Here is a 25,168-nt window from a genome sequence, read left to right on the forward strand (position 1 = left end):
TTATATTCCTTTTCCATGTGATATATGTTTAATAAATGTTTTACCGCACACCACCAGAGACAACAGATGGCGTCATTTCTATGCGAATAACATCCCGGTATTCTCCTGCATAAATTAAAGGATCAACTAGCTCAAGTTGTAATTTGGCTATGCTATTAAATAGAATTTTATTAATGTTAAATGCCTGTGACACTTTTAATGTCTGTGCTGACACAGATAAACTTTGATTAGCATCCGCAATTGACAAGTTAACATTATAAGCATTTAAGTGAGTACTTTGCTGGTGGCGTAAACCGCCGTTTTCTGACAGCATTGATACTCGCATAGGTGAATTGCAATTTATCACCAGCTCTGTATTAGCGAAGCCTTCTGAAGAAAAAGTTAAATTATTATTGTCTGTCGTAAACTCACATTTAGGCGAAATATACCCAACTAAAGTTAGAGCCACTTCATCGTTGCTATACGCATTAAATGCAAGGCAACACAATAAATAACTTATATACTCTTTCATCCGTACTGAATCCTTTTAAGCAACCTCACTAACACGCTTCTAATCCTAAGGTATAATTTCAGTTTAGCGTGTTGCTATTTGCTTAAGGAAACCGTAATACAATGCAAAAATATCCTTTCACTGCTTAATTAAAATAAACATATTATCTAAACAATTACTAAGTTAGTACAAAACTAAAAATACCGCCAACACCTGCTTAACTTGGGATTAAAGCCATTTAGTGTTTATAAAATGTAAAATAAAACGATAAATAACGTATAAACAAAAGTTGAGTTACAAGCCGATCTTTGATCCCATTAGTAAACTGAACATAATTAAACAAATAAGTCTGTTCTATCTCTTTTTTAAGTCTTTGACGTGTATGTTGCCGTATACGCAGCTTTAACCAGTAAAATATAACACTAAAACTATGCTTCAAAAGCTAAAAACCCTCGGCTAAATATACGGCTGATTAATTAACTCTAGTATCATAGCCACCAAGGTTTGTTTAGACTCTCTGCACAGGCATTTCAGTACAATTGACTTCCCTACCTCAAATGGTCGATGTTCACTTAAGCGCAATAGGCGTTAATGCAGCTAAGGCATGCTCTATTTTATTAATCATAATGCGTCAGGCTAACATCAAAAATAAATACGTTTTTAAACGCTGCTGCATTAGCGCTATGCCGTAAATTAACCCTATAAGTGCTTTTGCACTTCAAAATAAAAAAGGAATAATCATGCGCGAAGCAGTTATAGTTTCTACCGCCAGAACGCCTATGGGCAAAGCCTTTCGTGGTGCCTTTAACGATACCGAAGCGCCTGCATTATCAGGTCATGCGGTTGAGCAAGCCGTTAAACGCGCGGGTATTGATGGTGCAGAAGTTGATGATGTGATCATTGGTTGTGCAGCGCAGCAAGGTACTCAAGGCTATAACTTGGGCCGTTTAACGGCGACCGCTGCAGGTCTGCCTAATAGCGTGCCGGGTATGACCCTTGACCGTCAGTGTTCGTCTGGATTAATGAGTATAGGTTTTGCGGCGCAAAATATTATGCTTGGTTCAATGGATATTGTGGTTGCCGGTGGCGTTGAATCTATTTCTATGGTGCAAAACAAACACAAAAATACTTATCGTAATATTTCTAAAAAAGTACTGTCGCATTCAGAGCATGCCTATATGCAGATGATCGAAACCGCAGAAGTTGTTGCAAAACGCTACAACATTTCACGTTTAGCACAAGATGAGTACAGCTTACAGTCTCAGCTGCGTATTGCAGCGGCGCAAAAAAATAATCTGTTTGATAATGAAATTGTGCCAATGGCATCCACCAAATCAGTATTTAACCGCGAAACCAAAGAGGTAACCTTTGAGGACGTATTGCTAGCTAAAGATGAAGGTAACCGCCCTTCTACAACTCTCGAGAGCCTACAAAGCTTAGAGCCGGTTTGGAAAGATGGTCGCGTTATTTCACAAGGTGAATTTATTACAGCAGGTAATGCAAGTCAGTTATCTGATGGCGCGTCTGCTTGTGTGGTAATGGACTCACAATTAGCGGCGCAAAAAGGCTTAGCGCCAATGGGGGTGTTTCGTGGTATGGCGGTTGCAGGTTGCGAGCCCGATGAAATGGGTATTGGCCCTGTGTATGCTATTCCTAAGCTATTAAAACAACATGGTTTATCAATTGATGATATTGGTTTATGGGAAATTAACGAAGCATTTGCGTGTCAGCTTATTTATTCGCGCGACTACCTCGGTATTGATAACAATAAACTTAACGTTAATGGCGGCGCTATCGCCATTGGTCATCCCTTTGGTATGAGTGGCGCACGTATGGTGGGCCATGCCCTTATTGAAGGCAAGCGTCGCGGTGTTAAATATGTTGTGGTGAGCATGTGTATTGGTGGTGGCATGGGTGCGGCAGGCTTATTTGAGGTGTGCCTGTAAGGCAATCTTGATTTGCACAGCAACATGTTAGTCTAATTTAAGTAAGGAGATATTAATGTCTATACTCGATAGATTTCGCCTCGATGGCCAAGTCGCTATTGTTACCGGCTCAGGGCGTGGCATAGGTGCAGCCATTGCACTGGCATTAGCCGATGCCGGTGCCGATATTGTAGTCACGGCCAGAACCATCGAAGATATTGAACAAACAGCAGCGCAAATACGCCAACGTGGCAGCCGCGCTTTAGTAGTCGCGTGCGATGTACTTGATGAGCAACAACGACAGTCATTAGTTGATAAAACAATTGAGCATTTTGGCCGACTTGATATTTTAGTCAATAACGTCGGTGGCTCAGGCGCAATTAAGCCTACACTTAGCAGCAGCGCAGCAGAGTTAGAAAATTGCTTTAAGCTCAATACCGCTACCGCGTTTGATTTGTCACGTATTAGTGCCCCGCACATGGTAAATACCAGTGGCCAAGGCAGTATCATTAATATTTCATCGGTAGCTGGGCAATTAGCTCAGCCCGGCTTTATTAGTTACGGCATCGCCAAAGCGGCATTAAATTTTATGACGCTTAATTTAGCACAAGATTTTGCACCTAAAGTGCGCGTTAATGCAATTAGTGTAGGCTCAACCCTTACCGAAGCACTTAAAGGCGTAATGAATGATGAAATGGAGCAGGCTATTGTTAAACGTACACCTATGAATCGCTTAGGTCAGCCTGAAGATGTAGCGGCTTGTGCGCTATTTTTAGCCTCGCCTGCGGCAGGTTATATTACTGGTGAAATTTTTGGTGTTAATGGAGGGCTAACCGACGCGCCAATGCCTATGCCTCGCAGTAACTTTTAACGTCCTCACTGTGTTCAAACGAAGCCCGCTTATTAAGCGGGTTTAGTTTTACAGCCCTTCTTACTCTTTAGTTAATTTTTAAACTCACAGCCTTCACTGCAAGTTTATTCTGTAAGCTTTTAGTAAAGTTAGGCAATGAATTACTTTAGTGACTGGACTGGATTGTATTTAGTTGTGATTGCTATCAGCAAGGAGGAAATAATGCCATCACCTTAATAGTCATTGCTAATAAAGTGATGGTCGTTAAGTTAAACAATTATTTTATGCCGTTATTTTTGGCTCTTTGGGCATACCTAAGCCACGCTCAGCAATAATGTTACGTTGTATTTCGTTAGTGCCGCCGTAAATGGTATCTGAGCGAACAAACAAATACATAGCCTGTAAACGGGTTAATGTATAAGGGCCTGACTCTAGTATTTCGGCTTCGGGGCCAAGTACATCCATTGCCAGTTCGCCTAAATCACGGTGCCATGTTGCCCAAAATAACTTATAGATCAGCGCTTCTTTTTGTAAGCCGCCATCATCTGTATCTGAGAGCATACGCATACTGTTGTAGCGCATTATTTTAAGCCCTATATGAGCGTCAGCAATGCGTTGGCGAATAGTTGGATTTTGGCTTTTACCATTGGCTTTGGCTATATCAATAATTTGATTAAGCTCATTTTGAAACTGCATTTGCTGACCTAAGGTCGACACGCCACGCTCAAAATTAAGTAAACCCATAGCAATAGCCCAGCCTTCACCTGGTTGCCCTACAATATCGTCGGCATCACATTCGGCTTGATCAAAAAATACCTCATTAAACTCAGAGGTGCCGGTAAGTTGCCTTATGCCACGCACTTCAATACCTGGCTGATCCATTTTCATTAAGAAAAAGCCCAGCCCTTTGTGAGCGCTAGAATTTGGGTTGGTACGCGCTATAACAAAAATATAGTCAGATTCATGCGCAAGCGATGTCCACACTTTTTGCCCGCTAATAATCCACTTACCTTTGGCTTCATCAAAATGTGCCTTGGTATTAACATTTGCTAAGTCAGAGCCTGCGCCAGGCTCAGAATAACCTTGGCACCAAAGAGCGGTTCCTGCTGCAATGCCTGGCAGATATTTTTGTTTTTGTGCTTCGCTACCAAAGGCAATTAACGTTGGCCCAGCCAGCCCTTCACCTATATGGCCAACACGACCCGGCGCACCGGCGCGAGCATATTCTTCATTAAAAATAACTTGCTGTTCAATAGAGCAACCTCGGCCACCATATTCTTTAGGCCAACCAATGCAGGTCCAGCCCCCTTGTGCGAGCTTTTGTTCCCACTTTTTACGCTCCAGAGGAAACATGTGTTCATCCCCTGGGCCGCCGCGAAATTTAAGCTGCTCAAATTCACCCACTAAATTCTCAAAGAGCCAAAGTGCCACTTCGGCGCGAAATTTTTCGTCTTCATCACTAAAACTTAATTTCATCTGTTTTACCTTTTTTAGCAGCCGTTTAATCTAATAACAATGTTGCGACGTGTTCACGATGATAAGCAGCATCACCTAAAAATAACTCAGACGATTTGGCTCGTTTAAAATATAAGTGCACGTCATATTCCCAGGTAAACCCTACTCCACCATGAAGCTGCAGCGCATCACCGGCATTTTTAAAATAGCCTTCTGAGCAATACGACTTAGCTACGCTGGCTGCTTCGCCTAATTCATCGGCCAATAAACCACCACTGAGCGCTTCCTCTGCTACGCACGCTGCGTAATAAACAGCTGATCGTGCTACTTCGGTACGCAGCATCATATCTGCCGCTTGGTGTTTAACTGCTTGAAAACCCGCTATAGGCCTACCAAACTGCACTCGCTCTTTGGTGTACTCTAGGGTTAAATCTAATACTTGTTGCGAGCCACCCACTTGCTCCGCTGCAATGGCTATAGCTGCTAGTTGCAATACTTTATTTAGCTGTGGCCAGGCATTATTTGCCTCGCCCATTAATTGGCTGCTGCTCACTCGCACATTATCAAACACTATTTCTGCCTGTTTACGTGTTTGATCCATTGTTGGCAACCAAGTGCGCTTTACCCCAGGGGTATTTGCATCTATTGCAAATAAACTTATTCCTTGCTCGCCCTCACTGCCTTCACTACGTGCGGCAACTATTAATAATTGCGCCGTGTGGCCATCTAGTACATAACGATATGTGCCATTAAGTACATAATCATCGCCCTGTGTAGTTACAATGCCTTGTACTGCTGTTGCGTCCCACTGGCCATTTTTACTGGTATAGGCAAGTGTAGCGGTTAAACTGCCTTCACATATTTGCGTTAAATATTGCTGCTTTTGCTCATCAGTGCCGGCAACTATTAAGGCATTACTGGCTAAACACACGGTTGAAAAAAACGGCGAACATAATAAATAACGCCCCATTTGCTCCAGCATAACCACCAAATCAACATAGCCTAATCCCATGCCGCCATATTCTTCCGGTATATGAATTGCCTGCCAGTACATTTCTTCGCAAATACGTTGCCATATTTGTGGATCAAAGCCTTGCTCAGTGTCCATTGCGCTGCGTATTGCATTCGATGACGATACTTCAGCTAAGAAGGCTTGCGCAGTATCGCGGATCATTTTCTGCTCTTCGGTAAATGAAAATTCCAAATGTTTGCTCCTTCTAAAATTTTACTATTGCAAGAAATGCTTTATCAGTTCTGCTTTAACTACTTTGTTAGAAGCATTGACTGGCATTGCGTCAATTATTTTTATTTTTCTGGGTACTCGATAATTTGCCATGCGCTCACGACACCAAGTCATTAAGGTTGGCTCATCAAGTTCTGCTGATGATTTTAAAGTAATAAATGCACAGCCAACTTCTCCCATGCGCTCATCTTTAATTCCTACCACTGCAACTTGTGCAATAGCGCTGTGCTCAATAAGTACTGCCTCTATTTCTGCCGGGTAACAATTAAATCCGCCCGAAATGTACATATCTTTTAGTCTATCGGTAATGCTTAAATAGCCATTTTTATCTAAATGCCCAACATCGCCGGTGTGCAGCCAATTGTCTTTATCTATGGTTTCGGCGGTGGCTTGTGGTTGCTCAAAATACCCTTTCATTACATGAAAACCACGAATACAAATTTCGCCAGTTTCATTAGCACCAAGTATTTCACCCTGCTCAGACATTATTGCTATTTCGGTGCCTTCAATTGCGCGGCCACTGGTACTGGCTATGGTGGCAACGTCGGTATCAATGCCACAAATACTTGCTAAACCACCGCACTCAGTTAATCCATATGCCGTGGTTACCACTTTAAAACCTAATAACTCACGCATTCGCTCTATTAAAATAGGTGGAATAGTCGCAGCGCCAGTAACGGCTATGCGCAGGCTACTTAAGTTAGCGCTTGCTAACTGCGGATGAGCAAGCAATGATAAATAAAGTGTTGGTGGCCCAGGTAATACGGTTATTTTATCTTGGCTAATTCGGGCAAGCACTTCATCGGCGTCAAACACTGCTTGTGGTAAAATAGTCGCGCCCGCTAATAAGCAACTTACCCATCCGGCTTTATAACCAAAGGCATGAAAAAACGGATTAACTACTAAATAGCGATCGCCAGGCACTATGCCTAAGGTTTTTACAAATACGCTAAACGCTTTAATTATTGCCCCATGGCGGCTCATAACGCCTTTGGGTTTGCCTGTTGTGCCTGAGGTAAACATAAGATCAGACAGATTATCTGCACCAACGCCTAAGGCAATTTCACGGGCACTGCGCTCATCAACACTGTCTTTTCTGGCTAAAAAGCGCTGCCAATCACAACAAATATCAAGTGGCTCCCCTTTACGTGGGGTTAAGGTTACAATCGACAGTTGCTGTGGGGTAAATAATTTTGCCAATTCGCCGGGGTAGTCACTTTTTAAAAAGTCACCAACACTAAATACTAGCTTTGCGCCGCTGCGATTAATAATTTCAGCCGCTTCAACGGCTTTCATACGGGTGTTAATAGGTACTAACACTGCTCCGGCCATTTGCAAACCAATCGCGGCAAGCACCCAGCGCCCAGAGTTTGCCCCCCAAATAGCCACGCGATCGCCCGGCTTTATTCCAAAAGCAATAAGTGCACGGCTAACATTTAAACTCTCAGTAGGTAAGTCTTGATAGCTTATTTTTACTTCGCCATCTTCAATAGCAATAAGTTGTCCATGGCGTTTTGCAGCAGCAAACACTAATTTAGGAATACTATCCACTTCGTTGCTAATGCTAGGGTTTAATGAATTATTGATCGTCATATGCAATTCTCTAGTCATTGGCTTCTGCGCCGCGGTTAGCAGTAATGTGATTAGCCGCAACGTAACCAAAGGTCATAGCTGGGCCAATTGTTGCACCCGCGCCTGGGTAGCTTGTGCCCATAACAGAGGATGAGCTATTACCAATGGCATAAAGTCCTGCAATGGGCTCACCCGATGGGCGTACCACTTGGGCATACTCATTAGTAAGCAAGCCACCTTTAGTGCCAATATCACCCGGATGAATTTTTAATGCGTAATAAGGGCCTTTTGTTAGCGGGGCTAAACAAGGGTTAGGCTTAACTTTGGTGTCGCCGTAGTAACGGTCAAACACATTACCGCCACGGTCAAAGTCTTCATCTACACCCGTTGCTGCGTAGTGGTTCATCTTTTGTACTGTTTGTGCTAATCCATCAGCATCAATATTAACTAGTTTTGCCAGCTCTGCTAAGCTATCGGCTTTAAAATAAACCGAGCCTAACCAAGCTTTAGGCGCTCTGCTATCTGGCATAATTTTGCCAGGCATCAGTGGTCCCATAGCGTACTCATGGCGAAAATGGCCATCAAAAACCACCCAAGCTGGAATAGAATTACCCATTTTTTGATGATTACGATACATAGCATCACCAAATTCTAAATAAGGCGCTGCTTCGTTAAAAAATCGTTGCCCTGCACCATCAACAACAATAGCACCAGGAAAGGCTCGCTCGGCAAATAAACCGCGAGCGTTGCGCTCTTTTGGTACATTTAAGGTAGGTGTCCACCAGCACCAATCAAGTAAATCGGTGGCTGCGCCTAGTTTTTGCCCCGCTTCTAATGCCGCGCCAGTGTTACCGCCTTTAGGCGTTGCGCTCCAGCTTTGTTGAGACGGTGCCGGTAAATATTTTTCACGTAGTGCTTGGTTTTGCTCAAAGCCACCGCTGCCCATTATTACGCCATAACGCGCATTTAATGTAAGTTCTTGGCCATCGCGTAGCACTTTAATACCGGTCACTTTGTCGTTATTAATAACAAAATCGGTAAACTCTGTATCGCGCCATAATGGAATATTACGATCGCATAACGAGTGGCGCAGTGACGCCACTAAACTCGCACCTAACCCAGCTCTGCGATCGCGGCGTCCTTTTTTACGCTGCTTAAAGTCCAATTTATAACGAAGCATTAAGCCAATTATCATCAGCATCCAACCACGCTCTTTCGACACTGCTTTATGTGCTTGGCGCGCAGTCCACGACATTTTCCCCATCAGTAATGCATTACCGGCAGCAGGCTGTTGGTTATTCATTTCATCGCCCAGCCCGGTGGTATCGTATAGCTCTGGATCCATACTGCGCCCACCCGGTAATGAGCCTTCAAGGTGTTGATAGTAATCGGGGTACTTATCGGCAACCGCAAATTTAACCCGGCTATTAGCTTGCAGCTCGCGCAGCATTTTTGGTGCATTATCTAAATAGGCACGAATACGCGTTTCATCAACACTGCCTTGGCTGGCCGCTTTAATATAAGTGAGTGCTGCTTCGTAGCTGTCTTTGCCGCCAAGTGCACGAAATTCATCGTTATTTGGGATCCAAATACCACCTCCAGATATTGCAGAGGTGCCTCCGTATTTATCGGTTTTTTCAACAATAAGTACTGAGTTCCCCTGATCGGCGGCAAACAGTGCTGCAGTCATTGCACCCGCTCCCGAACCGACAACAATTACATCGTAATTTTTTTCAACATCATTGGCTGTGGTCATCTACCTTCTCCTGTTCAATTATTTTTATTCACTAATGAGTAATCTGCGCTTTATTGGCTTTTTTAACGGCGATTAACATTTATTGATAAAGTTTTGTTTTTAATTTGTTTCTTAAAAGCTTACCCGCAGGGTTACGCGGGAGCTTGTCTTGCATAAGGTGAATTTTTTGCGGCACTTTATATTTAGCCAGTCGTTGTGCTACATGTATAAGCAATTGCTGCTCTTCAATAAACTCACCTTCTAATGGGCAAACAACAGCAATAACGGCCTCACCGGTTTCTTCATCTGGAATACCAAACACAGCTACTTCGGCTACCGCAGGGTGCTCAAGCAAACACGACTCCACTTCGGCAGCGGGAATATTTTCGCCCGCGCGGTTAATCACATCTTTAATACGGTCAACAATAAACAAAAAGCCTGCGTCGTCTATATAGCCCAAGTCGCCGGTATGTAACCACCCAGAGCGTATTGCATCTTGAGTTGCTGTTAAATCGCCAACATACTGCTCCATTAAAGTAATACCGCGCATACATACTTCGCCCACGCTATTGCTAGGTAACGACTGCCCATCTGCAGCGCAAATACGTACTTCCATAATGGGCGAAATAAGCCCTGAGCTTTTGGGTGCATGGCGAAATAAATCGCCAGACGCTGCTGCGCCTACGCCATTGGTTTCGGTCATACCAAAGCCAATTCCTATCATTTGCTCAGGTAGGCTAGACAGCGTTTTATCAATTAAGCTTGCTGGTAGTCCTGCGCCGCCAAAACCTAAACCACTAAACGAGGCCATTACTTCTGCACTATGAAAACTAGGCTCTCGTAATAACTGCATCACCATAGATGGCGCACCATTAAATTGTGTTACTTGCTCTTTTTTAATTAGTTCAATTGCCTCTAATGGATCCCACTTATGGGTAAACACTAAACGCCGCCCGCCACGTAATGCCGACAATAACTGGGCATGTAAACCACTAACATGAAATAACGGCACCGCGGTTAAAATAGTAGGCACCAGTCCTTTTTCCATAATTAACGCTAATGCTTTAGGTGAAGTCATTGCCGATATAGCGCCAATAAAGTCAATATTATAAAGTGCTTGGCACACTGCAATATGGCTCGACTCAACCGCTTTAGCTACGCTGGTCGCACCTGAAGTAAACAGGACTAAAGCCGCATCGGTTGCTGTTATTGTGGGTGGTTCAATGCTGTGTGCGGAATGATTAAGCGCCTCTGTAAAGTCTATTGCTGCAGCAGATTGCGATAAATCTAATGCTGTATCGTTTAATACTAAGGTATCGGTTAACCACTCATTGCTTTGGCTAATTCGCTGCCATCTTGGGCCATCACAAATTAATAATTTAGGCGTAATACCATTAAGTGCAGTTATTAGCTCTTGCTGCATACCAAAACTATTAAGTGGTGCAGGTACTGCACCTATCAATGCTATCGCGCAAAAAGCAATAACCCACTCAGGTCGGTTACGCATTGCAATAGCAACACGATCCCCTTGCTTTATGCCATGTTGTTGCAGGTAACTGGCAACATTATCAACTTGTTGAAAAAACTGTTTATAGCTGCAGTGCTCCCCCTGATAAACCAAAAATGATTGCTCATCAGTGCGCCTTGCATCATTAATCACTTGCGCTAAATTAAGCGGCGCGTTGCAATACACCTGATAACTTTGACCATTGATTTGCTTATTAGTGATTTCAAATGGTGCACCAGGCGCCATTAATTGTGATTTAGTGGCAGTGACTGAATTAAATAAACTCATAATATGCTCTCGGCTGCTATTTTTTTGTCTGTAAGTAAGTAACTATTAATGCCTGAATCAGTTTTACGCTGACAAAATAATTCATCATTGCTTTCTAACCAATTTAAGTGCGCTAGGGTTTCGCCTAGTGCCATCATACTTTCTATAGGTGAAAGAGTGCGTTTAAATAAATGCTTCATTGCCTGATAGGCATTAAATTCAGGGGCTTGCAGTGCAAACTCTCTTAATATATCTAACTGCTCAAAGTGATGGTCAATCAACTGTTGTACGCGTAAATGCATGTGGCGAAATACCGGGCCATGGGCAGGTAATACTAAAGTTTGTGGATCGAGCGTGTGTAGTTTTTCAAGCGAACGTAGCCAGTTTTTTAATGGCTGACCTTGCGGCTCTAACTCAGACACTAAAATATTTGAACTAATATTGGGCAATAACTGATCGCCAGCTAGCAGTAGTTTGTCAGCTTCACAATAAAGGCACGCATGCTCTGGCGAATGCCCCTCCCCTATGACTATTTGCCAACGGCGCTTACCTATGGTGAGCACATCCCCTTCACGCAGACGATTAAATGACGGCGGGCTAAATTTTATAAAGGGATCTTTACGGCAACTAGCAATGATCACATCTAACTCATCACGTGGTAAACCTGCTCTATGATAAAAGTCTAATTGGTTGTCACTGCCAAGTGCTGCGGTGTTATTACTCAGCGTTTTTAGCATGTAAAACTCACCAAAAGTCATATATAGCGGCACATTAAACGTGGCCATTAACCAACTAGCTAGGCTGCTATGGTCATAATGAAAATGCGTACAAATAACGCCTTTAATTACTTTTTTGTTGCAATGTTGTTCTATTACCGTTAACCACAATTGCCGTGTTGTGTCATTATTAAGCCCGGTATCGAGAATATACCAACCGTCGTTATCTTCGAGTAAATAAAGATTTATATGATCCAACGACATCGGCATGGGCATGCGTAACCACAACAAACCTTCAGCTATCTCCACTACCGAACCATCCGCATTGGGTGGAGTAATTGGATATTCTAAAAGGCTATGCAGCTGATGGCCTTGTGATTCTTTGGGTAAAATCATCGATTTCATTATTTCTCCAAAAATAAGTTATCAGCGCGTTTATATTTTATTAACTTAATAAGAAGCCATTTAACGATTCTGTAATACGTCCAAAAGGACGATGCTGAAATTATTAGCAAAGTTAAGGTAGCTTAAAACAATATCAAAAAGAGAGAGCTATAAATGCAAGTAGGTCAAAGTTCATTAAGCGCAGGTCGGACTCGTCTGACGCTATTATTGCTTTCTATTATTTACGTTTTTTCGTATATCGATCGCAACTTAATTGCCATTGTTCTTGAGCCAATTAAATTAGAGTTTGGCGTATCAGATACTATTATGGGGGCGGTGAGCGGTCTTGCATTTGCCGTTTTATACTCTGCGGTTAGCTTTCCGTTAAGCCGTATGGCCGATAGAGGCACCGACCGTAAAAATATTATTGCGGTATGTTGTGGACTCTGGAGCCTTGCCACTATGGCCAGTGGTGTTGTTACCCAATTTTGGCAATTTGTGGTTGCCCGTATGACGGTTGCCATTGGTGAAGCAGGCGGTACATCACCATCTATTTCTATGGTTTCTGATTTATACCCTCCACATCGTCGCTCATTTGCGATTAGTTTATATATGTTAGGCCCGCACATTGGCTTATTAGCCGCCATGGCATTAGGTGGTTGGATAGCCCAAGAGCACGGCTGGCGCGCAGTATTCATCTTTTTTGGTATTCCAGGATTATTACTAGCATTGCTACTTTATGTTTTTGCAAAAGACCCAGGCTTAGGTGTTTATGACACCGATGCTGAGCGTAATATTCGTGCCCAACCGCAAGAAAACTTTTTTCATGCTGTTGCCGGTATTATGAAGCTAAAAGGGTTTTTCTTAATTTGTATGGGCACTGCCATTGCTGGCATGGTCGGCTATGGTTACGCCATTTGGGCCCCTACTTTTATGGTACGCAATTACAATATGTCACTTTCACACGCAGGGCTTACCTTTGGTATAGCCAGTGGTATTTTTGCTGCTGCTGGGTCAATTTTTAGCGGTTATTACTGCGACAAATTAAGCCAAAAAGACTGTCGCTGGCAATTACGTATGCCTGCGATTGGCGTATTAATTAGTATGCCTTTTGGCTTAGCTTTTTTACTTTGGCCTGCCGACGCCTTTTGGCAATTAGGAAGCCTTAAAATACCGCACGCAATTATATTTGCTGCTGGCTTTAGCTTTTTTAATAGCTGGTGGCCAACACTTGCATTCGCTGCAGTAAGCCATTTAGTTAACAGCTTTCAAAGAGCTACCAGCATTGCAATACTAAGTTTATTTTTAACCTTTTTTGGTGCCGGTATTGGCCCATTGCTAACCGGTACACTCAGTGACTTATTTTCTGCCGGTGATGCGGGTGAAGGCCTTAAATACGCCATTGCAGTGATGATTGCTTTATCGTTGTTTTCGGTTTGGTTTTACTACAAAGCCATTGGCCCTTATCAACAACGAATAGCAAGTAAAGTAAGTGATAACGATAAAACAGCGCAATCTTATAATAATAAAGCAGATTGCACCTCAGACAATAATTCAAGTACATCTACTACCTAAATATAAAAAGGAATACTTATGGCCACTACACAAGATTATCGTCTCGGCGATTATACATTCCCAAGAGGTTGGTTCATGATAGCTACGGCTGAAGAGATCAACACGCATAAGCCCCTAGCCGTACGATTTTTTGGTCGCGACTTCGCACTGTATCGCGGCAGAGCAACAGGTCGTGTAGTATTACTCGACGCGTATTGCCCACATATGAAAACGCATTTAGCCGCCGAAAATGATACCTCTTACGTTATTATTGATGGCGGTGGTACCAACATCGAAGGCGATAGCATTCGTTGTCCTTATCATGCATGGCGTTTTGGCCCTGATGGCCAATGTGACGACATTCCTTACCACGACGGACCTATTCCAAAAACAGCCTGTATTAAAGCGTGGCCTGTGGCCGAGAGCATGGGTGCAATTTGGATATGGCACGATCCTGAAAATGGCGATCCTGAGTGGGATCACCCAAGCTTGCCACAATGGGACGATAAAGCCTGGGTACATTGGCGCTTTGACGATTTGGGAATACTTGAGCAGCATCCGCAAGAAGTTATTGATAACATTTGTGACTATAGCCATTTAGCACCCATTCACGGCTCTACTGTGCAGCGCTACGAAAATGAATTTGATGGCCACGAAGCAATTCAACGTCAATGTGGTCCGCACCGTACTTTAGTAGGCGAAGATGGCGCAAGCCCAGTGCTGCATACAGTAACTAAATACCATGGTCCGGGTGTGTTAATTTCACATTTGACTGGCTATTACGAGTCTTACTTAATGATCACGCATACCCCAGTAGAGGATGGCTCAATTAGAGTTTGGCACGCATTATTAGTTAAATCACCCGGTGGTAATGAAGTAGCCACAGTAGAGGATGAAGTAGCAGCACGCCAATTCCAAGATGCTAGTAAGTTTGCATTTATGCAAGACTTCCAAGTGTGGACAAATAAAGCACCTTGTTTTAATGGGTTATTTTTACCAAGCGATGGCCCGTTTATGAAAGCGCGTATTTGGTATAAGCAGTTCTTCAATCCAAGAGCGCGTAAAGAAGAGTTCCAAAGTAAAGTAAATGGCGTATATGTGCCTAAAGGCACTGTAGCTTATACCCAAGACTAATCTATTTTTTAAATAGATTATAGATACAAAAAAGAGCCCCTACTTATTAAGTAGGGGCTCTTTTTTTAGCTGTAACTTTTATTAAAATGAGTAAGTTATTTCTGCTCCATAAGTTACCGGGTCGCCATAGTAATTTAAGCCACCAATAAATACCCCCGACGAATCACCCAACGGCACACCGTTAATTCGGTATTCTTCATCGGTCATGTTTTTACCCCAAATAGAGGCGCTAAAGTCGCTGCCGGCAATTCTTTTAAGTGAAACACGGGCGTTAAGTAAGTTGTATTTTTCAATACGAGTATATTGGGCTGAAGGTTGATTATGAAACGCAAAGTGATCGTCCACAAAGCTGTAGTCGGCACCGGCGCTAAATTCACCAAGGGCTGTTTCACTAATGTAATTTAATCCAAGCGACCATTTATTTTTTGGACTATATGGAAACTCGGCACTGTCGGTAACATCGTTTGCTACCCCAGTGTACACATCGTAAGTAATAAACTTGTCGTATTTAGGGTCTAACAAACCGTAATTAAAGTTTAGCGTTAAATCATCGGTTAATGCCGCTACTAATTCAAACTCTAACCCCGCCACTTTTGCCGATCCTGCGTTTTGTATATCTGAGTACGCACCTAAATATTCCGACATTTGCATATTGGTAATATCGTTATAAAACACCGCAATATTGGCTTGAATACGTTGATCTAACCAGCGCGATTTAAGGCCCCACTCGTAGGCAATTACTTCTTCTGGTGCATAGGGTTTGACTGCTAATGCTTGAGTTGCTGCTTCACCATTAAAACCACCCGCTTTCCAGCCTTGTGATACTTTTACATAGCTGTGAATATTATCTGCTAGCTCATAGTTAAGTGATGCCATAGCCGAGGTGTTATTCCAAGTATCGCCCGCTGTGGTGTATGGTAGAGGGAAAAAATAAGCAGCACTAAAGTCATCTGGGTGCTCTATATAAAATGACTTTTCTTCTGTGGTCCAACGCAGGCCCCCAGCCAACATTAGCTTGTCGCTTAGTCGATATTCTACATTACCATAAGCGGCAACCGAGGTAGACTCAACACCATAATAGTTATTCACTGTGCCAAAACCCAGTACATACGGGTTGTTTACATCAGATTCTTCCTTAAAGTAAAACAAGCCTGCAACGTAGGTTAAATTATCTATGTCACCAATAAATTGTAGCTCTTGTGATACTTGCTCATGCTCTACATGGCGGTAGGTATGAAAGCCAAGAAAATCAGCGCCATCGTAGTCATTACCATCGTCGTAATCTATTTCACGTAGTGCCGTAATTGACTTAATAGTTAAGTTATTACTTTGCTGCCATGTAACTGTAAGTGCATGGCCTGAGCTTTTAGAGCGATCAAATATTGCGCCGTCTAACGCAGCACTTTCTTGGCGATCTTTCGTATCTTCTGGCATTGCACCTGCAATATAAACTTGGCCCAACGGAGGAGTATTTTTTTTATTGCTGCTATCGTAAGTGTAGTAAAACTCTAGATTATCGCTGTGCTCATACAAGGCACCAAAACGCAGTGAGGTAGAATCAAGCTCTTTAAACTTATCAATATCAGAACTTGTCGAAAGGTTATCGTAAAAGCCGTCGCGCTGTTTTTTATTAGCGGTAAAATTAAAACTGAGTTTATCGTTAATTTGCGCCGAGTCGGCAGTAACATAAACATCTGTCATACCGTAGTTACCCGCCCCTACGCGCACTTCGCCGGTAAACTCACCACTGGGTTTACGCGTTACAATATTAAGTGCCCCACCTATTGTATTTTTACCATAAAGCGTACCCTGCGGCCCGCGCAGCACTTCGACGCGCTCTATAGCGGCTACATCAAATAAACCACCGACATTTTTAGATACAAATACCCCGTCTATATACACACCAGTGGTGGGCTCCCAGGTAACTGCAGGGTTAATTGTAACCGAGCCACGAATGGCAATTGTAGCACCTGTACTGCCGCCTGGAGTTTCTGATATTTGCATATTTGGCGTATATACACTGAGATCTTCTACATCAGTAATGCCTTTATCGGCCAATGCTTGGGCATTAAACACGGTAACTGCTGTAGGTAGTTCTTGTAAGTTTTGTACCCGCTTTTGCGCGGTTACTTGGATCACTTCCAAACCTTCTTTTTTAGTACTTTGCTCTTGAGCCGCGAGTGTCGAATTTGCCATGCTAATTAAGGCTAACGCTATCGCTGCATTTAGTGGTTTTTTATTAATATTCACTATTTAGTCCTTGTTTAAAATTGAACGCGAGTAAAATTAACTAACAGGAATATCGCCAGTTACGCGCGCTGTACCTAACACTACATAAGTTAATTTTGAGACCGCTTTACACAGTCTCAAAACTTAACGTATTGCGCTTTCATAATTACAAAAAGCAAATTGCTGTATCACGTTATAATCGCGTGTTTATCAACAATAAATGTAAGGTTTTTATCCTCGCACACTATTACAAAAACTAAATAGTCCGCATGAACGATAGCTAAAAATAATGAGGAATAACAAAGACTAAAAGGCAGGAATTAATAAAAAACATTAGGCACTGTTATTATTAAAATAACAGTGCCTGTTAACGTCAGTCGGATGTTACTTGCGCGACCATCATGGCTTTAAACTGATCATGATGCGGCGGTAATAAGCCCCACTCACCACGAGGGTCGTGTTTTGGGGCAACAAATACAGTACGCTGATGGCTAAAGGCTAAAAAGCCTTCACGACCATGATAATGCCCCATACCCGAGGCACCTACGCCACCAAATGGCGCATCGTGCATTGCCGCATGCATTAAGCAATCATTTACCGCAACTCCACCCGATGAAGTGTTTGCTAAAAGCTTACTCAGCTCTGCGTCATTTTCGCCAAAGTAATACAGCGCTAATGGTTTAGCACGGCTGTTAATATCGCTAATAACGCCATCTATATCATCATAAGGAAGTAGCACTAATGCAGCGCCAAATATTTCTTGCTGCATAATATCTAGCTCTTTATCTGGGGATATAACTAATTGCAGTGGTAAACGTTTATCGCTTGTGACCAACTCTGCTAAATTAGCAACCTCATGACTACTAAGAACTTGGCATCCAGCATGGCGAGCTTGCTCAATTAAATCGACGACTCGTTGGCAATGTTGGCGGTTAACGCTAGGAACAAAGTCAGGGTTGTGAGTAATTTTTGGATAAAAGTGACGAAAATTTTCGAGTAATAATGCAGCCACTTGATCAAGCTTATTGCGCGGTACATAAACAATGTCGGGGCTAACACACACTTGGCCGCCATTATTACTTTTTGCTAAGGCTAAGCGTTTGCAACTTTCGCTTAAATCGCAATCTTGGCTAAGTACTACCGGCGATTTACCGCCAAGCTCTAAGGTAACAGGTACTAAGTTTTTAGCCGCTGCCGCCATAATTTTTTTACCTACTTGGGTACTACCAGTAAAAACTAAATGATCGAACGGCAGTTCGCTAAATTTAGCGCCAGTGTCGGCCCCGCCTGTCACTACACTCACTAGTAATGGATCTATGTGTTTGGCAAATAATTGCGCTACTAACGCCGCTGTTTTAGGCGTGACCTCTGATGGTTTAAGTATGGCGCGATTACCCGCCCCTAATACACACGCCAACGGAGCAAATAAGGTATAAAGTGGCGCATTCCAAGTACCTATAATGCCCACACTGCCTTTGGGTTGGTATTCAACCCGTGCGGTACTACCGAGTTGATCATAAGGGGCAAACACTTCGCGGTTTTCACTTTTAAGCCATGGCTCTAAGTTGTCGCGGGTATATTTAAGGCTGGCTAGCGAGCCGAGCACATCATTCATAATAGAAAAGCCTTGGCTGCGACCATTAAAGTCAGCTTCTATTGCCTCGGCAAATGCTTGGTGATGCTCTACAAGCAAATTTATAACTTGTTGAATACGCTCTCGCCTTTGCGCTGCTGTTACCAACATTTGCAATTTATGCACTTGTTGCTGATGCTGCAGCAAAGCTGCCATTGAACCTGAATCATTGCTGTTCATGCACTATATCCTTACTAGGTTTTACACTTGCCTGGCAAACAATATTTGCTTACACACCATATTGCAGCTTTTGCATTGCAAGTAAACTAATTGAGCTGTGCATCCTTTCTAGCTGTTTTTACTCAAATAAACCTCGTCCACTTGGACGAGTTCTAGTATTTAAATTATTTAATGTACGGTTGCTGCAGTCACTATTTGCTCTATTTAAATTGGCCACTTAAAGCTAATCTTCGCAATAAAACTTAACCGCTGTTTAATATAAAATAACCTAAATAAATTGCTGATTAATCATATAAATAGCAAATGCCTGTGTTGTTTAGTCCATTGAGACGATGATGAAAAACAGCCAGATCATGATACTGACATTATATAACAGTAATAAGGCGAGTTAACATGGCACAAGCAGAATTTGATAGTCAGGCATTTAGACAGGCGTTGGGTAGTTTTACTACTGGCGTAACAATTATTACTGCCACCGCTCCAGATGGCACCCCTGTTGGTCTTACCGCAAACAGCTTTAATTCTGTTTCGTTAGACCCACCTATGGTGCTATGGAGTTTGGCAAAAACCTCTCTTAGTGTGGCTGCCTTTAGCGAGGCCGAGCACTGGAACGTTCATGTTCTCTCGCAGCACCAACAAGAGCTGTCAAATAAATTTGCCGCAAAAGGCGAAGATAAATTTAATGACACTAATCTCGAAGCGGGGATTAGCTCTGCACCACTTATTGCCGACTGTAGCGCGCGTTTTCAATGTCGTAATATGGTAACGCACGATGGGGGTGATCATCTTATTTTTATAGGTGAAGTGCTGGGGTTTGATCATCAAGCTCTACCGCCACTGGTGTTTCAGCAAGGTCAATACGCAATGACTGCACGTAAACCTTGGGCAGCGGTTAACTTATCTAGTGAGCCTACAGCGCCACAGTGCAGCTACAACGAAGATTTACTAGGTTACTTGCTTGGGCGTTCACATTTTCAAATGCTGTACCGTATGCGTAAAGTACTCGATGAGCAAGCGCTGGAAGATTCACACTTTTTTGCATTATCGGTATTAAATATTCAGCAAAATCTGAGTTTAGAGCAGCTAAATACCCACCTTGATTATACCGGTCACAGTGTCAATCTTGAAGATATGGCCTTTTTAGAAAAGCAGGATCTTATTTGCCAAAAAAGCGAAGACAATTACCAACTTACCACCGCTGGGCGAGAAACCTCACTACACCATATTGCGCAAGCAAAAGTAATTGAAGAAGAGCTCATTACAGAGCTTGGTGCAGGCGACGTAATGGCATTAAAGCTATTACTTAAACGCCTTATTCATCAAACCGATCCTGGCTTACCTGATCTTTGGTCAACAGAGGATAAAAGCGCATGAGCGAACTACATCAGCATTTAGCACAAATTCTTTATGATGCGCAGCAACAGCGCACAGCTATTGCGCCATTAATTAAAAATAACCCTGAGCTTACAATCGACGATGCCTATCAAGTGTCGTTAAAAACACTGGCAATACGTACTCAGGCTGGCGAAAAAATTATTGGTAAAAAGATTGGTGTTACCAGCGAAGCAGTGCAAAAAATGCTTAATGTGCATCAGCCCGACTTTGGCTTTTTAACCAACACTATGCACCACCCTGATGGCAGTAATATTAGCCTTAAAAAATCACATTTAATTCAACCACGCGCCGAAGGCGAAATTGCGTTTTGCCTAAAACACGACTTACAAGGCCCAAACGTTACCGCAGAGCAAGTGCTTGCTGCGACTGACTGGGTGGCACCGTGTTTTGAAATTGTTGATTCGCGTATCGAAAACTGGCAAATCACCATAGTTGATACCGTGGCCGATAACGCCTCATGCGGGGTATTTGTAATTGGTGATAAACATACCGACCCTAGCACGCTCGATTTAGCTGCAGCCACTATGGTAGTTAAACACAATGGTAAACAAGCGGTAACCGGTGTGGGCTCAGCAGTACAAGGGCACCCTGCGCAAGCAGTTGCGTGGCTGGCAAATACGCTAGGCGAGTACGGTATAGAGTTTAAAAAAGGCGAAATTATTCTGTCGGGAGCACTGGCTCCTTTAATAGATGCTAACAGCGGCGATCATTTTAGTATGGAGATCGAAGGTCTCGGTTCATGCTCTGTCAGCTTTTGCGATTAACAGTTAACCCACGAGGGAAGTAACATGAAAAAGATTAAATGCGCCCTGATCGGTTCAGGAAACATTGGTACTGACTTACTTTATAAGCTTAAACGCAGTGAGATATTAGAACCTGTTTGGATGGTAGGCATAGACCCAGATTCAGAAGGCTTAGCGCGCGCACGCGAATTAGGTATTAAAACCACCGCTGAGGGTATCGATGGCTTAATACCGCATATTGAAGCCGATGAAATCAAAATTGCTTTTGATGCAACCTCAGCCTACGTGCATGGTGAAAACTCAGCTAAAGTGAATGCAAAAGGCGTGTTAATGATAGATTTAACCCCGGCGGCTATTGGCCCTTTTTGCGTGCCTCCGGTTAACTTAAATCAACTTAATGCTGATATTAAAAACGTTAACATGGTGACCTGTGGCGGCCAAGCAACTATTCCTATGGTTGCTGCGGTATCTCGCGTACAACCAGTTGAGTATGGTGAAATTGTTGCCACTGTTTCATCTAAATCGGTAGGCCCAGGTACACGCCAAAATATTGATGAATTTACTCGCACTACCTCAGGCGCAGTGGAGCAAATTGGTGGCGCTAAAAAAGGCAAAGCCATTATTATAATTAACCCTGCTGAGCCACCATTATTAATGCGCGACACCATCCATTGTTTAACCGAAACAGAGCCAGATCAAGCCGCTATCACTGCATCTGTGCATGAAATGATTGCTGAAGTACAAAAGTATGTTCCTGGTTATAAACTAAAAAATGGCCCGGTGTTCGATGGTCGTAAAGTGTCTATATTTTTAGAGGTTGAAGGTTTGGGCGATTACTTGCCTAAATATGCCGGTAACCTTGACATAATGACCGCGTCTGCCGCGCGTACTGCAGAAATGTTTGCACTACAAATGCTAGGTCAATCGCCATCAGATAGTCAATCTTAAGGAGTAATATCATGGATTTAAAAGGTAAAAAAGTTACCCTGCACGATATGTCATTACGTGATGGTATGCATGCTAAGCAACATCAAATTAGCTTAGATGAAATGGTGTCTATTGCCACTGGCTTAGATCAAGCGGGCATTCCTTTAATTGAGGTTACCCATGGCGACGGTTTAGGCGGCTCTTCACTTAATTATGGTTTCCCGGCTCATACCGATGAAGAATACCTAAGTGCTGTAGTGCCTAAAATGACCCAAGCTAAAGTCTCGGCGTTATTAATTCCGGGCATAGGAACGGTTGATCACTTAAAAATGGCTTATGATCATGGCGTAAGTACTATTCGAGTGGCTACTCACTGTACTGAAGCCGACGTTTCAGAGCAGCATATTAGTGCAGCGCGTAAAATGGGTTTAGATACCGTTGGCTTTTTAATGATGGCACATATGATCAGCCCAGAGGAGCTACTTGCACAGGCTAAATTAATGGAGTCTTACGGTGCTAACTGTATTTACTGTACGGATTCTGCTGGTTACATGTTGCCCGACGACGTAAGCACCCGCATTGCGTTACTGCGCAGCGAGCTTAACAGCGAGACCGAAATTGGCTTTCATGGCCATCATAATTTAGGCATGAGTATTCCAAATTCGCTGGCGGCAATCGAAATGGGCGCTAATCGCATCGATGGTTCGGTGGCAGGTTTAGGCGCTGGTGCCGGTAATACGCCCTTGGAAGTATTTACCGCAGTACTTGATCGTATGGCTGTTAATCATGGTATTGATTTATATAAAATTATGGATGTTGCTGAAGACTTAGTCATGCCAATGATGGATCAACCTATTCGTATTGACAGAAACTCGTTAACTTTGGGTTATGCCGGTGTTTATTCGTCATTTTTATTATTTGCAGAACGCGCCGAGAAAAAATACGGTGTACCTGCACGTGATATTTTACTTGAACTCGGGCGCTTAAAAACCGTAGGCGGACAAGAGGATATGATAGACGATACCGCAATGACTATGGCTAAGGCCTTAAAGGCGGCGAAAGCTTGAACATAAAAAAATCTAATTGGCGCCAACATGCTTTATTGTTGGTGCTTACTTTATTTTATATAGAAAGTTTTGTTGGGCGACAAATTATGGCGGTGATGATTGAACCCATCAAAGCTGAATTTGGTGCCTCAGATGCGCAAATGGGCTTATTAACCGGCCTAGGTTTTGCCATTGTATTTACTTTAACCGGTTTATCGGCCGGCAGACTTGCTGACAAAGTTAGCCGAACACGCTTGTTAGCCGCCAGCGCATTAGTGTGGGGCATTATTACAGCACTTAGCGGCATAACTGCAGGCTTTATTAGTTTACTAATAATGCGTATGTTGGTGGCAGTAGCTGAAGCCCCGCTTACTTCAGCCTCTTTATCGTTACTGTCGGACAGTTACCCGGTTGAGCGACGCTCATTTGCGATTAGCTGTTTTACCTCTGGTGCTACCTTTGCCGCCATTATTGCACTTACCTTAGGGGCATATTGGGTAGAGCTGTATGGATGGCGAGAAACCTTTTTTATTATTTCCACCCCCGCTTTGTTTATTTCTTTTTTGCTGTTTTTTGTGATGCCCGAGCCTAAACGCGGTCAATACGATGATGCCATTAGCTCTCCAACTTCGCCGCTGCAGCCTGTACTAGCCACAGGTTTTAGAGCATCAACAAAAGCATTGTTAAAACGCAAAGACTACCGACTACTGGTTTGCTCAAGCGCCATTGCAACGTTAGGCGCAAATGCGTTTGGCATGTGGAATGCCACTTTTTTAGTACGCAGCCACGACTTAACACTTAGCCAAGCAGGCATGATGGCAGGCTTTTTTGGCGGCGGTGCGGCGGCAATTGGAATACTTTCTAGTGGTTATTTGGCCGATAGAATCGCCAGACGCAAAGGTGTTTTATGGCTACCTATACTGGGCCATATACTGGGGTGGGTATTTATTGTTATATATTTTTTATGGCCTAAAGGCTTAGGCGATGACCTATTTTTTGCTGGTATTCCGTTTGCTATGCTGTTTTGCACCTTAGCGAGTTTCTTTTCTGTATGGTGGGTTAGCCCTTGTCTCACATTACTCACTTCAATTGTACCGGGCACTCAGCGGGCATTGGCTATTTCAATGCAAACCGTGCTGATTACTTTTTTAGGCATAGGTGTTGGGCCTATGTTGGTGGGCGTGCTTAGTGAAGTATTTAGCGAGGTGGCCGGTGTTGAATCCCTACGTTATGCTTTACTTATTAGTACGAGTACAACATTAATATCGGTATTTTTACTGTTTAAATTAAAATCTTATCAAGCAAAGCAACTCATAAAAAAAATTCAGTAAATTAAATTTTTTTAATTACTATTAACCAATAATGCTAGGAGTTTATTATGTCAGTTACCGCAGTTACAGGTTCAGCATCAGGGATTGGCGCCGCCGTTTGTGAAAAACTACGCGCAGCAGGTCATACCGTGATCGGCATAGACCGCCATCAAGCCGAGGTTAATGCCGATTTATCATCTCCCGAAGGTCGCGCTAATGCCGCAGAGCAAGTTATCAAATTAGCCAATGGCAAGCTAGATGGCCTAGTTTGTTGTGCGGGCCTTGGCGTTACCGCACCAAGTAGCAGTTTAGTGGTTTCGGTTAATTATTTTGGCTCAACCGAGTTAATTGAATTACTCCAACCTGCACTCGCTAAAGGTGAGCAGCCAGCTATTACCGTTATTGGCTCAGTGGCCGCTAGTCAACAAGTGGCAGATCCACACCCTATTATTGAGTTAATGCTCAACAATGACGAGCCAGCCGCTCGCGCACTGGCAGATGAGCTTGGCCAACCACAAATAGCCTATTCGGCGTCAAAATACGCGCTCACTGTGTATTGTCGTCGTTTAGCCGTTAAAATGGGAAGTACCGGCGTGCGTATTAACCTAGTTGCGCCCGGTGCAATTGAAACTCCACTGCACGAAGCCTCTAAGCAAGATCCACGTTTTGGCGAAGCCGTACGTAACTTTGTTGCGCCTATTGGTCGCAATGGTCAGCCAAGTGAAATTGCCGATGCGGTCAGTTTTTTACAATCAGCCCAAGCCTCATTTGTACATGGCAGCATTATTTATGTAGATGGTGGTATGGACGCCATGATGCGCAGTGGCAAGTTTTAAACACTAAATAACCTGAGCTCCGGATAATAAACTTATC

At 43.2% G+C, this 25,168-nt stretch carries 19 protein-coding genes; 10 read left to right on the forward strand and 9 right to left on the reverse strand.

What is annotated here, in order from left to right; genetic code table 11:
• Window positions 1-40 precede the first annotated feature (40 nt).
• Entirely contained in the window at window positions 41-511 is a 471-nt protein-coding gene (locus PTRA_RS11250; RefSeq protein WP_058373834.1) for a hypothetical protein, read from the reverse strand.
• A gap of 719 nt (window positions 512-1,230) precedes the next feature.
• Here PTRA_RS11250 and PTRA_RS11255 point away from each other — a divergent pair.
• Both PTRA_RS11255 and PTRA_RS11260 read left to right on the forward strand, forming a co-directional pair.
• Window positions 1,231-2,436 carry an acetyl-CoA C-acyltransferase gene (locus PTRA_RS11255; protein WP_011328785.1) on the forward strand — a complete coding sequence of 402 codons (1,206 nt, stop codon included), beginning with the start codon at window positions 1,231-1,233 and terminating at the stop codon, window positions 2,434-2,436.
• 55 nt (window positions 2,437-2,491) lie between these two features.
• A complete protein-coding gene (locus PTRA_RS11260) occupies window positions 2,492-3,286 on the forward strand; it encodes an SDR family oxidoreductase (RefSeq protein WP_058373835.1) in 795 nt (264 codons plus the stop codon).
• A gap of 261 nt (window positions 3,287-3,547) precedes the next feature.
• On the opposite strand, the gene PTRA_RS11265 is transcribed toward PTRA_RS11260, so the two are convergent.
• The 6 genes from PTRA_RS11265 to PTRA_RS11290 form a co-directional block, all read right to left on the reverse strand.
• The gene (locus PTRA_RS11265; RefSeq protein WP_058373836.1) at window positions 3,548-4,741 is read right to left on the reverse strand and encodes an acyl-CoA dehydrogenase family protein; all 1,194 of its coding nucleotides are present in this window, start codon (window positions 4,739-4,741) and stop codon (window positions 3,548-3,550) included.
• Between the two features lie 25 nt (window positions 4,742-4,766).
• Complete coding sequence (locus tag PTRA_RS11270) at window positions 4,767-5,924, reverse strand: acyl-CoA dehydrogenase family protein (protein ID WP_058373837.1); 1,158 nt, start codon at window positions 5,922-5,924, stop codon at window positions 4,767-4,769.
• 24 nt (window positions 5,925-5,948) lie between these two features.
• Entirely contained in the window at window positions 5,949-7,556 is a 1,608-nt protein-coding gene (locus tag PTRA_RS11275) for a FadD3 family acyl-CoA ligase (RefSeq protein ID WP_058373838.1), read from the reverse strand.
• 10 nt (window positions 7,557-7,566) lie between these two features.
• The gene (locus tag PTRA_RS11280; protein ID WP_058373839.1) at window positions 7,567-9,291 is read right to left on the reverse strand and encodes an FAD-binding protein; all 1,725 of its coding nucleotides are present in this window, start codon (window positions 9,289-9,291) and stop codon (window positions 7,567-7,569) included.
• A 79-nt stretch (window positions 9,292-9,370) separates the two neighbouring features.
• Window positions 9,371-11,065 (reverse strand): class I adenylate-forming enzyme family protein, encoded by a 1,695-nt coding sequence (locus PTRA_RS11285; protein ID WP_058373840.1) that lies wholly within the window; start codon window positions 11,063-11,065, stop codon window positions 9,371-9,373.
• Complete coding sequence (locus PTRA_RS11290) at window positions 11,062-12,165, reverse strand: MBL fold metallo-hydrolase (protein ID WP_083497525.1); 1,104 nt, start codon at window positions 12,163-12,165, stop codon at window positions 11,062-11,064. Before PTRA_RS11290 ends, PTRA_RS11285 begins: the two co-directional genes overlap by 4 nt.
• A 153-nt stretch (window positions 12,166-12,318) precedes the next feature.
• On the opposite strand from PTRA_RS11290, the gene PTRA_RS11295 reads away from it, so the two are divergent.
• Entirely contained in the window at window positions 12,319-13,719 is a 1,401-nt protein-coding gene (locus PTRA_RS11295) for a spinster family MFS transporter (protein ID WP_058373841.1), read from the forward strand.
• Window positions 13,720-13,737: 18 nt separating this feature from the next.
• Window positions 13,738-14,832, forward strand: a complete 1,095-nt coding sequence (locus PTRA_RS11300; protein ID WP_058373842.1) for an aromatic ring-hydroxylating dioxygenase subunit alpha — start codon at window positions 13,738-13,740, stop codon at window positions 14,830-14,832.
• An 81-nt stretch (window positions 14,833-14,913) separates the two neighbouring features.
• On the opposite strand, the gene PTRA_RS11305 is transcribed toward PTRA_RS11300, so the two are convergent.
• Window positions 14,914-17,082, reverse strand: coding sequence for a TonB-dependent receptor (locus tag PTRA_RS11305; protein WP_058373843.1), 2,169 nt, complete (start codon window positions 17,080-17,082; stop codon window positions 14,914-14,916).
• Between the two features lie 352 nt (window positions 17,083-17,434).
• Window positions 17,435-18,874 carry a coniferyl aldehyde dehydrogenase gene (locus PTRA_RS11310; protein WP_058373844.1) on the reverse strand — a complete coding sequence of 480 codons (1,440 nt, stop codon included), beginning with the start codon at window positions 18,872-18,874 and terminating at the stop codon, window positions 17,435-17,437.
• A 393-nt stretch (window positions 18,875-19,267) separates the two neighbouring features.
• Between PTRA_RS11310 and PTRA_RS11315 the strand changes: the two genes are divergently transcribed.
• Genes PTRA_RS11315 through PTRA_RS11340 form a run of 6 tightly spaced genes read left to right on the forward strand, consistent with a single transcriptional unit; the run spans window position 19,268 to window position 25,131 of the window.
• Window positions 19,268-20,248, forward strand: coding sequence for a flavin reductase (locus PTRA_RS11315; protein ID WP_011328797.1), 981 nt, complete (start codon window positions 19,268-19,270; stop codon window positions 20,246-20,248).
• Complete coding sequence (locus PTRA_RS11320; RefSeq protein WP_058373845.1) at window positions 20,245-21,033, forward strand: fumarylacetoacetate hydrolase family protein; 789 nt, start codon at window positions 20,245-20,247, stop codon at window positions 21,031-21,033. The genes PTRA_RS11315 and PTRA_RS11320 overlap by 4 nt, the downstream gene beginning before the upstream one ends.
• A 24-nt stretch (window positions 21,034-21,057) precedes the next feature.
• A complete protein-coding gene (locus tag PTRA_RS11325; protein WP_058373846.1) occupies window positions 21,058-21,960 on the forward strand; it encodes an acetaldehyde dehydrogenase (acetylating) in 903 nt (300 codons plus the stop codon).
• Between the two features lie 11 nt (window positions 21,961-21,971).
• Window positions 21,972-23,006, forward strand: coding sequence for a 4-hydroxy-2-oxovalerate aldolase (gene dmpG, locus PTRA_RS11330; protein WP_011328800.1), 1,035 nt, complete (start codon window positions 21,972-21,974; stop codon window positions 23,004-23,006).
• Window positions 23,003-24,316: an MFS transporter gene (locus tag PTRA_RS11335; RefSeq protein WP_058373847.1), complete on the forward strand. Its 1,314-nt coding sequence runs from the start codon at window positions 23,003-23,005 to the stop codon at window positions 24,314-24,316. Before dmpG ends, PTRA_RS11335 begins: the two co-directional genes overlap by 4 nt.
• 47 nt (window positions 24,317-24,363) lie before the next feature.
• The gene (locus PTRA_RS11340; RefSeq protein ID WP_058373848.1) at window positions 24,364-25,131 is read left to right on the forward strand and encodes an SDR family oxidoreductase; all 768 of its coding nucleotides are present in this window, start codon (window positions 24,364-24,366) and stop codon (window positions 25,129-25,131) included.
• Window positions 25,132-25,168 lie beyond the last annotated feature (37 nt).

The sequence above is a fragment of the Pseudoalteromonas translucida KMM 520 genome (assembly GCF_001465295.1).
In the GTDB taxonomy this organism is placed as follows: domain Bacteria; phylum Pseudomonadota; class Gammaproteobacteria; order Enterobacterales; family Alteromonadaceae; genus Pseudoalteromonas; species Pseudoalteromonas translucida.

Excerpts from the sequence above, each read along its gene's own strand:
- PTRA_RS11250 (WP_058373834.1), bottom strand. The coding sequence starts at position 511 with ATGAAAGAGTATATAAGTTATTTATTGTGTTGCCTTGCATTTAATGCG.
- PTRA_RS11255 (WP_011328785.1), top strand. The coding sequence starts at position 1,231 with ATGCGCGAAGCAGTTATAGTTTCTACCGCCAGAACGCCTATGGGCAAA.
- PTRA_RS11260 (WP_058373835.1), top strand. The coding sequence starts at position 2,492 with ATGTCTATACTCGATAGATTTCGCCTCGATGGCCAAGTCGCTATTGTT.
- PTRA_RS11265 (WP_058373836.1), bottom strand. The coding sequence starts at position 4,741 with ATGAAATTAAGTTTTAGTGATGAAGACGAAAAATTTCGCGCCGAAGTG.
- PTRA_RS11275 (WP_058373838.1), bottom strand. The coding sequence starts at position 7,556 with ATGACGATCAATAATTCATTAAACCCTAGCATTAGCAACGAAGTGGAT.
- PTRA_RS11280 (WP_058373839.1), bottom strand. The coding sequence starts at position 9,291 with ATGACCACAGCCAATGATGTTGAAAAAAATTACGATGTAATTGTTGTC.
- PTRA_RS11285 (WP_058373840.1), bottom strand. The coding sequence starts at position 11,065 with ATGAGTTTATTTAATTCAGTCACTGCCACTAAATCACAATTAATGGCG.
- PTRA_RS11290 (WP_083497525.1), bottom strand. The coding sequence starts at position 12,165 with ATGAAATCGATGATTTTACCCAAAGAATCACAAGGCCATCAGCTGCAT.
- PTRA_RS11295 (WP_058373841.1), top strand. The coding sequence starts at position 12,319 with ATGCAAGTAGGTCAAAGTTCATTAAGCGCAGGTCGGACTCGTCTGACG.
- PTRA_RS11300 (WP_058373842.1), top strand. The coding sequence starts at position 13,738 with ATGGCCACTACACAAGATTATCGTCTCGGCGATTATACATTCCCAAGA.
- PTRA_RS11310 (WP_058373844.1), bottom strand. The coding sequence starts at position 18,874 with ATGAACAGCAATGATTCAGGTTCAATGGCAGCTTTGCTGCAGCATCAG.
- PTRA_RS11315 (WP_011328797.1), top strand. The coding sequence starts at position 19,268 with ATGGCACAAGCAGAATTTGATAGTCAGGCATTTAGACAGGCGTTGGGT.
- PTRA_RS11320 (WP_058373845.1), top strand. The coding sequence starts at position 20,245 with ATGAGCGAACTACATCAGCATTTAGCACAAATTCTTTATGATGCGCAG.
- PTRA_RS11325 (WP_058373846.1), top strand. The coding sequence starts at position 21,058 with ATGAAAAAGATTAAATGCGCCCTGATCGGTTCAGGAAACATTGGTACT.
- dmpG (WP_011328800.1), top strand. The coding sequence starts at position 21,972 with ATGGATTTAAAAGGTAAAAAAGTTACCCTGCACGATATGTCATTACGT.
- PTRA_RS11340 (WP_058373848.1), top strand. The coding sequence starts at position 24,364 with ATGTCAGTTACCGCAGTTACAGGTTCAGCATCAGGGATTGGCGCCGCC.